The organism is Halovibrio variabilis, assembly GCF_007991175.1.
Lineage (GTDB): Bacteria > Pseudomonadota > Gammaproteobacteria > Pseudomonadales > Halomonadaceae > Vreelandella > Vreelandella variabilis.
In genome coordinates, this window is record NZ_BJXV01000002.1 from 394,222 (window position 1) to 407,193 (window position 12,972).

A 12,972-nucleotide genomic window follows, 5' to 3' on the forward strand; every position below is an offset into this window, starting at 1 on the left:
ATTAGCGCAAAGTTAAATCAGATATTAGCAGTATAGAAAATATGTGGCATTCGTCACGTTTTGGTCATTTAGCACTATCAACGCTTTTCAGCGGGCGGCAAACCTTGCCAGGAAAATAAGCACCAAAATGAACAGCAGCGTTATCACGATCCCCGTGACTATGTACGCGGTGGGTTTGCCGCTGCTGAAGTCTTCCTGCCGCTGTTGGTTACTCTGAACGCCTAGCAAAGCTGCTAAAACCGACTTCACCACCGACCACATAGAACCTCCAATGCAATTTACACGCTTGCGTTTATTTCAGCATTAATGACAAATCATTTTTATCATAAGCAGGCATCAATGATACAGAGGAAAGATCTACCCATTTACAGCCAGTAAAATAGCCACCTATGATTTCTCAGTATGCGATACTCAGCTCATTGTTAGAATCAGCGCCACCCAAGGAGTGCCTTATGCTAAAGCGCCGCCTCGCATTACCCATCAATACGTTATGGGTGATTGTTCCACTGCTACTCACCGGTTGTACGACGTATACATGGCCGGACGGCTCTCAGGAAACCGTTATCGGCGTTGTGCCTGAAGAGGAAAATCAACGCTACGAAGAAGAACGGGTAGACGGTGTACGCTACCGTATTCCAGACGAAATCCCTGAATAAGACCGGATTAGCCGATCAGGCACGTATAATGCGCCCTGTTTTCAATTAACCACACCTTCCTTGCTCTCAATCACTGCATTGCAGCAAAAATACTCTATGCTTAGGTCATAACTTGGCCACAGTGGGGTATTGACGAGTGACGACGCCAAATACTGAAACACAAGAGTCGCCTTGGCATAGCTGTAGCATCAATGCTGCATTAACTCGACAACGCACTGCGTCAGAAGGTTTATCCAACCAAGAAGCCGCTGAGCGGCTAGCCAGCGGTGGGCCCAATCTGATTCAACAAGCGCAAGGCCGCTCCTGGTATAAACGGCTTTTCGATCAGTTCAACAATATCCTCATGCTCATTTTGATCGCCGCCGCCATTGCCAGCCTCTTGTTAGGCCATGTACTAGATGCAGCGGCCATTGTTGGCGTCGTTGTGATCATTGCCCTGATTGGTTTTTTACAAGAAGGAAAAGCGGAAAAATCGCTGCAAAGCATACGCAATATGCTCTCCCCTCAGGCCAACGTTTTACGCGATGGGCAGCGCAGCACGGTGCCTGCTGAATCATTAGTGCCCGGTGATATCGTGCTTATTGAAAGCGGCGATCGTGTCCCCGCTGACTTGCGCTTAATTGAAACCAGACGTTTTTGTACCGACGAAGCGGCTTTGACCGGCGAATCTGTGCCTGTCGAAAAACAAACCTCGCCGGCAGCAGCAGATGCCGATCTCGCTGATCGTAGCTCGATGGCTTACGCCAGTACGATGGTCGTGCAAGGTACTGCTAAAGGCTTAGTGGTTGCCACGGGCAGTCACTCTGAAATTGGCAAAATTTCTGAACTTTTGCGCGGCGTTGAGCAGCTGAAGACACCGCTGCTGCGACAGCTGGATCGCGCAGGACGGCTGTTAGCCTTCTTTATTCTTGGCGCCGCTGGGCTCACTGCTTTACTTGGGGCTGTCATCCACGGCCAACCCGCCGCCCAGATGTTTATGGCCGCCGTTGCCTTGGCAGTGGCGGCCATTCCCCAAGGGCTACCCGCTATTGTCACCATCGGCCTTGCGCTTGGCGTGCAAAGCATGGCGAAACAAAATGCCATTATCCGCCGGCTCCCCGCAGTGGACACTCTCGGTTCTATTTCAGCTATTTTCTCAGACAAAACCGGTACATTAACGCGTAATGAGATGACCGCCCAAGCTATCTGGCTGGCCAATACGCGCTATGCCATCGACGGTATCGGCTTTGAGCCTGAAGGTAACTTTTATCAACTCGATGCAGACGGTAACCGTCAAAAAGATCACACCAGTGCTGACGAAGACGCAGCGCTTAGTTACTTTCTGCGCGTAGCGACCCTCTGTAACGATGCAGAACTCGTTCATAAAGAAGACCTATTTAGCATCCAAGGCGATCCCACCGAAGGCGCGCTGATCGTCGCCGCGGAGAAAGCCGGAATTGATGTCCAGCCGCTGCGTAAAGACCATCCTCGCCTTGATGCGATTCCGTTCGAGTCTGAACATAAGTACATGGCCACCGTGCACACCATTGACGAAAAGCGCCGTGTGCTGATTAAAGGAGCGCCTGACAGACTGCTAGAAATGTGTAGCCAAGTGCGCGATGAATCTGGTACTTCACCACTTGAAAATAGCGTTTGGGAGGAGCGTATTGACGTTCTCTCCTCTCGCGGTTTGAGGGTATTGGCTGTCGCAGAGGTACTGGCAACAAGCGAACAGCCACTTGAGCATGAGACGTTACAACAAGGGCTAACGCTACTGGGCATTATCGGCCTGCTTGATCCGCCCCGCGAGGAGGCCATTGAGGCGGTGGAGCAATGCTTAGCCGCGGGCATTCGTCCGGTAATGATTACCGGTGACCATGCGGCCACCGCCAAAGCCATCGCCAAGCAGCTGGGTTTTTCACAAACCGAGCGTGCCGTTACCGGGCGGGAAATCGAATCAATGTCGGATGCCGAACTTGAAGACATTATCGTAGAGGTTGATGTTTTCGCTCGCGCCTCCCCTGAGCATAAGCTCAGGCTGGTAAAAGCCATGCAGGCTCGCGGCGGTGTGTGCGCCATGACCGGTGACGGCGTCAATGATGGCCCGGCATTAAAACGCGCCGATGTTGGCGTCGCCATGGGCATTCAAGGCACGGAGGCCGCCAAGGAGGCCGCTGAAATGGTGCTGGCTGACGATAACTTCGCCACCATCGTCAAGGCGATTAAAGAAGGGCGTAAGGTTTACGATAACATTCGTAAAACAATTACGTTTATTTTGCCCACTAATGGTGGCCAGGGCTTGGCCATTATGCTGGCCGTGCTAGCCGGTTCAACGCTACCGATAACACCGCTACAAGCCCTTTGGGTCAACATGGTGGTGGCCATTACCCTGGGGTTAGCCCTCGCTTTTGAACACGGCGAAGCTGATTTGATGGAGCGCCAGCCCCGCGATCCGAACGCAGCCTTGTTGGATATGTTTCTGCTCTGGCGCGTCATCTTCGTGTCGATATTACTGCTAGCAGGTGTTTTTGGTATTTTTTCCTGGCTACTCGCCCAAGGCGAAAGCATTGCCCTGGCCCGCTCGGGGGCGGTCAATATGCTGGTAACGGGAACCGCTGCTTATTTAATTAATAGCCGCTTTTTGATCGCTAGCACCTGCTCGCTTAACGGCATCTTCGGCAGCCGCCCGGTGTGGTGCGCCATTGGCCTGGTGATGCTGCTGCAGATGGCATTCACTTATTTGCCCTTTATGCAGCTCATCTTCGCCAGTGAAGGGCTGCGTATTATCCACTGGTTAGCGATCTTAGTAGCTAGCCTCGCGATTTACCTGATAATTGAAATTGAAAAAGTGCTCTTGCGGCGCAGGGGCTGAATAACCGATTACTTAGCCGTTCGATGCTTGGTCTTGGCCGTGGCGACCGCCGTCAGCGGGTTTTCTGGCCAGGGGTGTTTTGGGTAACGACCACGCATCTCCTTGCGTACCTGGGGATAGCTATTTTGCCAAAAGCTGGCTAAATCCTGGGTGACTTGCAGCGGATGGCGGGCTGGCGAGAGCAGATGAATCATCACCGCCACCGTGCCATTTGCGACGGTGGGCGTTGTCTGCCAACCGAACGCTTCTTGCAGCTTTAAGGCCAGCACGGGCGGACGCTGCTCGAGACAAGGTAGGTAATCCAGTGCGACCCACTTGCCACTCGGCACAGCAACCGCGAGCGGGGTTAACTGCTCAAATTCGCTCTGCTGCGGCCAGCTTAAAGTACTCAATAAGTAGTGTTCAAAAGGCAGTTTCTCAAGTTGATTTAGCCGCTTGATTCCTGTCAGATAAGGCGTTAACCAACGCTCTAACGATGCCATTAGCGTCTGCTCCGACCAGTCAGGCCAAGCATCGCCTAGGCTTGAGCGTAGCAATGCCATTCGCCCACGCAGTTGCTGTAGCTTATCGCTAAATAACCGCCATGGCTGTTGGCGCACGGCCGTTAACAGCGCTTGTATAACGGCGTCCTCAGGTAAGTGAGCCAAAGGTCGCCTAGCCAGCACCAAGCCTGCGTGGGCCTGCACTTCTTCACCGATTAAACGGCCGTCCTGCTGGGACCACGCCACCCGCGCCTGCCATTGGCGACTCTCAGGATAGAGCGCCATCAATGACACCACGTTTAACGGCTCACCGGTAATCATCCGCGCCTGATCGCCTGCCGCGCTATTTAAGGCCACAGCGACTACATAAGCCTGATGGGCCAATGCATCGTTTAACGACAGCGTGACGGTTTTGCCATTGGCGAGGCGAAAGGTACCCGGGCTTATCTGTTGGCCGATTCGGTCCGGGTACGCCAACGCTAAAAGCGGGCCAAGCGGCTCTGGACTGGCGGCCCTGAGCGCGACCCCCGCTCGCTTTGCCAGCTTGAGCGCTTCTCGCTGCCAGTTGGGAAAACGCTGAGACTGACGCAGCCGCAGTGCTAAGGCATTGTGCAGTGACCGCTCAGCGCTGTCGCGCTCCTCCAGCAGCGCCGCTAACGCGCAGGCCAGCGGCACTGCTTGTAAATCAGCAGCACGCTCGAGCATAACGGCTATCCGCGGCTCAACAGGCCACTTAGCGCAACGGCTACCCAACTGAGTCAGCCGTTGCTGTTCGTCTAACACGCCAAGCTGCACAAGCAGTGACTGACCACGTTGCCAGGCACCTTCAGGTGGCGGCGTTACCCATTGCAGCTCGCTTGGCGATGCAACTCCCCAGCTGGCTAACTCAAGGACAACGCCAGAGAGATCCGCTTGCTGAATGTCGGGCTCGCCGAAGGGCACCAGGGTCTGCTCTTGGGCCCAGAGGCGAAAGCACAGCCCAGGGCGTTGACGCCCCGCTCGCCCCCGCCGTTGATCAGCGCTGGCACGATTAATCCGCCGCGTGGTTAAACGGGTAAGCCCGGTGCGCGGCTGAAAAAGCGGTACGCGCTCTAAGCCACCGTCAATCACCACGCTCACACCATCTACGGTAATGCTCGATTCGGTGATAGCGGTGGAGACAATAATTCGCTGCTTGGATGTGTTCGCCGCCAGGGCTAACTGCTGTTCAGCAATACTCATTCTGCCGTGCAGCGGCCGAATCGCCAGGTGAGGCCGCGTCTTTTCCAGCACCTGAACTAAGCGATTAATTTCAGCGACACCGGGCAAGATGACCAGTATGTCCTGGGTATCTGGCAGTGATAGCGCTTCCTCGGCCACCCGAAGCGCGTGGCTGACGCTCTCTTCACCACTTAGCGAAGGACGATAAGCCGTCGTTACCGGAAACTGGCGCCCATGGCACTCAATGACCGGCACCTGCTCACCCAATACCCGCTTGAGCGCTTCAATATCCAAGGTTGCCGACATCACCAGTAAGCGCAAGTCGTCACGAATGCTGGTTTGCACATCCAGTGCCAGCGCCAAGCCTACATCGGCCTCCAGGCTGCGCTCGTGAAATTCATCAAAAATGATCCCGGCCACGCCCTCTAATAACGGGTCATCCTGTAGCATGCGTGTAAGCACGCCCTGGGTAACTACTTCTAAACGGGTATGCGCACTCACACAGCTGTCGCCGCGCATTCGGTAGCCCACCGTTTGACCAACGTTTTCCCCCAATTGCTGGGCCATATAGGTTGCCGCGAGACGCGCAGCGACACGCCGCGGTTCTAACAACAGCAGCTTTTGACCGCCAGCCCAGTCGGCCTTGAGCAGCGTTAGCGGAACACGCGTGGTCTTCCCCGCGCCAGGCTGGGCAATCAGCACAAGCCGGTTACTGTGGGTTAAGATACTTTGCACATGCTCAAGATGCTGATCAATCGGTAAAACGCTCATCTGAGGCTCACTTTTTCACCTGGGGAGCGTTAGCACTTGGCTTGGGTGCCGGTACACTGACCCCGCAGCCTTTTAGAATAACGTGCTCTAGAAAGACGGAGATGGATTCAAGATCATCTTCGGTTAACGCATCTCGGCCTAGAATACCGCTCACCTGAGCGCTATATTCAGTGTAATGCTGGGTTGAAGACCAAATCAGAAAAATTAGCCAGCGGGGGTCTACCGCGTCCATTTTTCCTTGTGCCGACCACTCGCGCATGATCGCCGCGCGCGAGGCTACCCACTCGCGTAATTCACCCGCTAAATACTCATTCAGAAACGGTGCACCGGCTAAAATTTCCGCCGCAAATAATTTTGAGCCTTTGGGATAGCGCTGCCCAAGGACCATCTTGGTGCGAATAAAGTCGCTTAACACCGTATGAGGATCACTTTCAGGGGTGATATCTTCCAAAACTGCATTCCAACGCGACATCATACGGTTGAGCAGACGTACATACAGCGCCTGCTTGCTGCCCATGTAATAGAGAATATTGGCTTTTGGCAAACCGGCGCGATCCGCAATCGCTTGTAAGCTCGCGCCGCGGTAACCGTGCTGAGCAAACACCTCCTCGGCGGCAGCCAGGATAGTCGCCTCGGCCCTTTCACGGCTCGGATTTTCTTGAGTGGCGGATATGACAGTCATTAAAAGAGTCCCTTAAAAGAGTGACATGGCTGAGCGACCTGGAGGCGTTTCGCGGTGGGTTTAACGCCCCAAAAGTTAACATTGCACACAAGCTTGCCCCACCCTTGTGCAGCGAGCCAATACTTGCAAGGTGAGGCGTTTTGTCTCAAGCTCAAGCCATACTGACCGATCGGTCAACACAATCCCGGTCTATACAATCCCGATCTATAGAATCACAGTGGAGTTTGGCATGGCCACGATTGCGTTCCTGCTCAATGGTGCCCCTCAACGGTGTGACGTTGCACCCGATACGAGCATTTTAACCTTATTGCGTGAGCATTTGGCCCAAACGGGCACAAAGGAGGGCTGCGCTTCCGGTGACTGTGGCGCCTGCACCGTGGCCATTGGTGAGTTAACCGCTGGAACCCAAGCGTTTAACAGTGCCAATGCGTGTATTACCCCCGCCCACCAGCTTCAAGGTAGGCACTTGGTCACCGTGGAAGGATTATCGGAAAAGGGTCATTTGCACCCTGCCCAGGAAGCCATGATCGAATGCCATGGCAGCCAGTGTGGCTTTTGCACGCCGGGTATCGTTATGTCGCTGTTCACATTGCATAACGACCTTACCCAACGCCCTGCTCCGCTGACACCTGAACGCCTAGAAGCAACCCTGGGTGGCAACCTCTGCCGCTGCACGGGCTATCGGCCTATTCGTGATGCCGCGCTGCAGATGCAAGCTATCCCCTACCAGCGACCACAATGGTATGACGCGGCATTGCCAACGACAGAAAACGATGCGCAGGTAATTGATTTGGCGGGGTCAACTGCCTTTTTTGCTCAGCCAACGTCACTGAAAGAATTAACACAGCTACGTCAAACAGCGCCTCAGGCACGCTTGGTGGCGGGCGGCACCGACCTTTGGCTGGAGAGCACTCAGCGCTTGGCAAACCTTGATCAGTTGATTGATGTTTCTCGCGTTGCCGAGCTACTAACGGTTGAAGAAGCAACCTTTGAAACTCAAACCGGCTGGTGGGTGGGTGCCGGGGTGACTTACACCCAGCTTGAGCCACTCTTTGACGCTCACTTTCCCGCCTTTGCTCATCTACTGCACCGTTTAGGCTCTCAGCAGATACGCAACCGGGGCACGTTGGGCGGCAATATAGCCAACGCTTCACCTATCGGTGATACACCTCCCGTGCTACTGGCCCTAGATGCCCAGGTAGAGCTTGCCAGCGTAAACGGCAAGCGTTACTTAGCGCTTGAAGATTTCTTTCTGGATTATAAAAAGACCGCTTTAGCCGCTGACGAAGTTGTTTCGCGTATCTTTATCCCACGACTGCCTGAAAGCCGCCAGCTGCGTGTTTGGAAACTCTCCAAGCGTCGCGAAGATGATATATCCGCCCTGCTCTGTGCCTTTAGCTATCGCCTAGAGCAAAATACGTTGCACGATGTGCGGCTTGCCTTGGGGGGCATGGCGGCAATTCCAAAACGCGCCTACGACGTTGAAGCGGCGCTCGAAGGCCAGCCTGTTAGTAAAGCGGCGTTTCGCGCTGCTCAGCAGGCACTCGCCCATGACTTCCAACCCATGAATGATGTACGCGGCAGCCAAGCGTATCGTCAGCAAGCGGCGGCAAACTTACTAGAGCGCCTTTACCTTTCGCTCTCAGTGCCTAACCAAGAGGTGATGCTCCATGCGTACGCTCACTAAACTGGACGGCGATAGCAGCCGGGCTCGCCGTGAATTACACCACCACATTCAAGGCTCTGGCCCGTTGGCACGTCATACCGTCGACAGTAACGGCCAGCGCCAAGCGGGTAGCCCCAGCTTTCACGAGAGCGCCGAAAAACACGTCACCGGCAAGGCCGCTTATATCGACGACTTGGCCGCACCGGCCGATGCGCTGCATGTAGCGCTTGGTCTATCGCCAACAGCACACGGCACCTTAACGCAACTTGATCTCAGCAAGGTGAAACAAGCGCCTGGGGTGGTCGATGTGATTACCTTTCATGAGGTGCCGGGGCATACCGATATCGGGCCGGTTTTTCCAGGCGATCCCATCTTTGTCGAGCAGGCGATCAGCTATGCAGGCCAGTGCCTCTTTGCCGTGGCGGCAACGTCGCTGCAGCTGGCTCGCCGTGCCGTCAAGTTAGCCACCATCAGCATTGATGAGCAGCCTGCCAGCTTAGATCCGGTGGTCTCGGTGGAGCGCGAAGAGTTTGTGCGCCCGACCCACGTACAAACCCGTGGCGATTGGCAAAAGGCGCTTGATCAAGCGACACAGCTGATTGAGGGCGAGCTATTCGTTGGCGGGCAAGAGCATTTTTACCTGGAAGGCCAGGCCTGCGTGGTTCATCCCACCGAGGATGAAGGCGTCATTGTCCACACTTCCAACCAGCACCCGAGCGAGACCCAGAAGCTGGTAGCGGAGGTGCTCGATATTCCTTTTCATGCCGTGACCGTTGAAGTACGTCGTATGGGCGGTGGCTTTGGCGGCAAAGAGACCCAGGCATCGCCCTGGGCGTGTATTGCCGCGATCATTGCCCGCCGCACCGGTAAGACGGTACGGCTGCGCTTACCGCGTAGCGACGATATGCATGCCACGGGCAAACGCCACCCTTTCCATAACCGCTATCGGTTAGCCATTGATACCCAGGGCATCATTCAGGGCGGTGAGATTACGGTGATTGGTGACTGCGGCTACTCGCCGGATCTTTCCGACGCCATCGTTGATCGTGCGATGTTTCATGCCGACAATGCCTACTCGCTGGGGGATGCTCAAGTAGTCGGGCATCGAGCCAAAACCCACACGGCTTCCAATACCGCATTCCGGGGCTTCGGTGGCCCCCAAGGTATGATGATTATTGAAGCAGCCATGGATGATATTGCCCGCCAGATTGGCGAAGACCCGCTGACCGTGCGTAAGCGCAACTTCTACCGTGAGGGTCGCGACGTCACCCACTATGGCCAGCAGGTCGATCAGTTACAGCTGCTGCACACGCTGGTTGAAACCCTCGAAAGCGACAGCGATTACTGGGCTCGCCGCAAGGCGGTCAGTGATTTCAACGCCACCAGCCCTGTTATTAAGAAAGGGCTGGCACTGACCCCGGTCAAATTTGGCATCTCGTTTACCGCCAAGCACCTTAATCAGGCGGGTGCCCTGCTGCATGTTTACACTGACGGCAGCGTAATGATTAATCACGGCGGTACCGAGATGGGACAAGGGCTGCATACCAAAATATGTCAGGTAGTGGCACGTGAGTTGGGCCTGGATCTAGATAAAGTGCGCATTACCGCGACACGAACCGATAAAGTCCCCAACACATCCCCTACCGCTGCTTCTAGCGGTGCGGACTTAAACGGCATGGCAGCACGCGATGCCGCCAGCAAGCTGCGCGAACGCCTGTTTGATTTTGCCGCCGAGCATTATTCAGAGGGCTTGGATCGCGAAGGCATGCGCCTTGAAGACGGCTTACTGGTGGCCGGATTCGGCGAAAGCGAGCGCCGCGTTCCCTGGGGTGAGCTAGTGCAAACGGCCTATCTCAATCGTATTTCACTATCAGAAAAAGGCTTCTATGCCACACCACTTATTCACTATGATCGCTCGGTCGGCCAAGGGCGCCCCTTTTATTACTATGCGTTTGGCGCGGCGGTAGCGGAAGTCAGCGTGGATACGCTAAGCGGTGAGTATCAGGTAGAGCGTGTCGATATCTTGCACGATGTGGGTGACTCGCTAAATCCTGCCATTGATATTGGCCAAGTAGAGGGTGGTTTTATTCAAGGGATGGGCTGGTTGACCAGCGAAGAGCTTAAGTGGAACGATAAAGGCGTGCTGGTTAGCGATGGCCCGGCGACCTATAAAATCCCGACCTTTGGCGATCTACCGCCTATCTTCAATGTCTCGCTATTGGAAGGCCACCCCAACTCCATGGCCAGTCTCTACCGCTCCAAAGCAGTCGGCGAGCCCCCGCTTATGCTGGGTATTTGTGTCTGGTCGGCCCTGCGTGATGCCCTTTCGAGCCTTACCGATTACGCCATGTCACCTCACCTAGACACACCGGCCACGCCAGAGCGGGTAATGCTGGCGGCCAATGCCATTAGGAAGAAAGCACTGTGAGCGAACGTCAAACACCGGAAACCTGGCATGCGGCGCTGCACCGTTTGCAGCGCGACGGCATCCCCCATGTATTAGCCACTCAGGTGACCAGCGCAGGCTCAACCCCCCGCGAGCCCGGTGCGCGCATGGTGATCACTATTGATGCCATCTTCGATACGCTGGGAGGCGGTACCTTTGAATGGCAAACCATTTCCGCCGCACGGGCTTGTTTAGCAGAACAACGCTATGGCCTCAGCTTAGAAGCCTTTTCTCTGGGTGGACGAAGCGGCCAGTGCTGCGGTGGCTTCGTGAATATCCTCCTGGAAACCTTTCCCGGCGCAACGCACCACATCGCCCTCTTTGGTGCAGGCCACGTCGGTCAAGAGATCGTCAAGCTAGGCGCTCCGCTTCCCTGGCAGTTGCACTGGTACGATAGCCGAAGCGATGCCTTTGCAGGGGAGTACCATCAACAACCGCGACTTCACTGTTATTCGCTTCACGCAGCTGAGCAAAGTGTCGCCGCCTTGCCTGCCAACACCCATGCACTGGTATTGACGCACAACCATGACGAAGACTATGCGCTGATTAAAGCGCTGATTGAACGCAATGATATAGCGTCGATCGGACTCATTGGTTCTGACAGCAAATGGGCAAGTTTTGCAGGGCGGCTGAAACGCGAAAGCTACTCCGTTGATAAAATTGCCCGCGTACGCAGTCCCATTGGGCGTATCCACGCCACTAAGCTCAATAATAAAACGCCCTATGCGATTGCGCTAACGGTGGTGGCTGAACTGCTTTGGCTAACGGACACGCCCTCTGCTCAAGAAAATCGCGGGCTTGCCCCCCAGGCATTGCAAACGTTAATGACCGACTCTTCGACGACCACGAGTTAATATGAATTTTTCTCCCAATACGTTTATTCGTGCCGAATTGATCAGCTTTGCCCGCGACCCTGGGGATGGCGACATGCCCGAACCGGATAGCTTAGAGCACTACGGTGACGGTCTGCTGTGGCTAAAGGGCCAGCAAATTCATGCCGTTGGTCATTTCGCCGAACTGTCACCTTCGTTACCCAAGGGTGCGGAAGTTCTCGATTATCGTGACAAATTGATTATGCCGGGGTTTATCGATACCCATGTGCACTATGTCCAGTTGGATATCATGGCATCTTATGGGCGTCAGCTACTTGACTGGCTAAACGACTACACCTTTCCTGAAGAGTGTCGCTTTGCTAATCATGCCCACGCAGAAGCGCTCTCTAACGCTTTTTTGGATGAAATGCTGCGTGCGGGCACCACCACGGCGCAAGTATTTGGCTCTAGCCACCCTGGCTCCGTGGATGCCTTTTTCACCGCCTGCCAAAAACGTCAATTACGCATGCTGGTGGGCAAGGTATTGATGGATCGTAACGCGCCCGAGGCGCTGATGGACGGCGCTTCGGGCATTGCCGACAGCGAGCGGCTGATTGAGGATTGGCACGGTACTGGGCGACTGGGCTACAGCGTCACGCCGCGCTTTGCGCCCACGTCAACCAAAACCCAAATGGACGCTGCCGGTGCCCTTCTACGTAATGACCCAACACTTTGGCTACAAACGCATCTAGCAGAAAACAGCGGTGAGCTGGACTGGGTAGCCGAACTCTTTCCCGGTAGCCGTGACTACTTGGCTGTTTATGAGGAAGCGGGCTTAGTTGGCCCCCGCAGCACCTTTGCCCACGGCATTCATCTCGATAATGGCATGCGCAAGCGCTTGGCGGAGCGAGGCGCCAATATCGCTTTTTGCCCCAGTTCCAATCTCTTTCTTGGCAGCGGTTTATTTGACCGTGAAGCCGCTAAACAAACCGGGATGGCATTTACCTTTGCCAGCGATATAGGTGCAGGCACCGACTTATCGGGCTTTGGCACGCTTAAAGCAGCCTATCAGGTGGGCCAATTGGGCGGCCAACCGCTCACCGCCTGGCAGGGGTTTTATGGTTTAACCCTGGGTAATGCAAAGGCTCTCTCGCTGGATAGCCATATCGGTCAGTTGGCTCCTAGTCTTGAGGCTGACTTTGTGGTGATTGACACACAGGCAACATCGCTGCTGTCTCGACGTATCAGTCATTGCACTACGCTTGGTGAGCGGTTATTTGCATTAATGATGCTGGCCGATGACCGCGCCATTTATGAAACTTGGGCAGGCGGCATCTGCCAGCATCGTAGGGATGAAGTCTGAAAGCGGCTCTTACTTGAAGCACACCGGGGGGAGGGCAGCTTTT

Annotated in this window: 9 protein-coding genes; 6 read left to right on the forward strand and 3 right to left on the reverse strand. The window is 55.0% G+C overall.

Annotated elements, in window-relative coordinates; translation table 11 throughout:
* Positions 1-87: 87 nt before the first annotated feature.
* A complete protein-coding gene (locus HVA01_RS03785; protein ID WP_146873190.1) occupies positions 88-261 on the reverse strand; it encodes a DUF2970 domain-containing protein in 174 nt (57 codons plus the stop codon).
* A gap of 191 nt (positions 262-452) precedes the next feature.
* Between HVA01_RS03785 and HVA01_RS03790 the strand changes: the two genes are divergently transcribed.
* A complete protein-coding gene (locus HVA01_RS03790) occupies positions 453-656 on the forward strand; it encodes a hypothetical protein (RefSeq protein ID WP_146873191.1) in 204 nt (67 codons plus the stop codon).
* Positions 657-792: 136 nt separating this feature from the next.
* Positions 793-3,507 (forward strand): cation-translocating P-type ATPase, encoded by a 2,715-nt coding sequence (locus HVA01_RS03795; protein ID WP_146873192.1) that lies wholly within the window; start codon positions 793-795, stop codon positions 3,505-3,507.
* Positions 3,508-3,515: 8 nt separating this feature from the next.
* Here HVA01_RS03795 and hrpB read toward each other — a convergent pair whose 3' ends face one another.
* Entirely contained in the window at positions 3,516-5,960 is a 2,445-nt protein-coding gene (gene hrpB / locus HVA01_RS03800; RefSeq protein ID WP_146873193.1) for an ATP-dependent helicase HrpB, read from the reverse strand.
* A 7-nt stretch (positions 5,961-5,967) separates the two neighbouring features.
* Positions 5,968-6,642, reverse strand: a complete 675-nt coding sequence (locus tag HVA01_RS03805) for a TetR family transcriptional regulator C-terminal domain-containing protein (RefSeq protein ID WP_146873194.1) — start codon at positions 6,640-6,642, stop codon at positions 5,968-5,970.
* Positions 6,643-6,871: 229 nt separating this feature from the next.
* On the opposite strand from HVA01_RS03805, the gene xdhA reads away from it, so the two are divergent.
* Genes xdhA through guaD form a run of 4 tightly spaced genes read left to right on the forward strand, consistent with a single transcriptional unit; the run spans position 6,872 to position 12,929 of the window.
* Positions 6,872-8,329 (forward strand): xanthine dehydrogenase small subunit, encoded by a 1,458-nt coding sequence (xdhA, locus tag HVA01_RS03810; RefSeq protein WP_146873195.1) that lies wholly within the window; start codon positions 6,872-6,874, stop codon positions 8,327-8,329.
* Positions 8,313-10,736, forward strand: a complete 2,424-nt coding sequence (xdhB, locus tag HVA01_RS03815; protein WP_146873196.1) for a xanthine dehydrogenase molybdopterin binding subunit — start codon at positions 8,313-8,315, stop codon at positions 10,734-10,736. Before xdhA ends, xdhB begins: the two co-directional genes overlap by 17 nt.
* Entirely contained in the window at positions 10,733-11,608 is an 876-nt protein-coding gene (xdhC, locus tag HVA01_RS03820) for a xanthine dehydrogenase accessory protein XdhC (protein ID WP_146873197.1), read from the forward strand. The genes xdhB and xdhC overlap by 4 nt, the downstream gene beginning before the upstream one ends.
* Position 11,609: 1 nt before the next feature.
* Positions 11,610-12,929, forward strand: a complete 1,320-nt coding sequence (gene guaD, locus HVA01_RS03825) for a guanine deaminase (RefSeq protein ID WP_146873198.1) — start codon at positions 11,610-11,612, stop codon at positions 12,927-12,929.
* Positions 12,930-12,972: the final 43 nt, after the last annotated feature.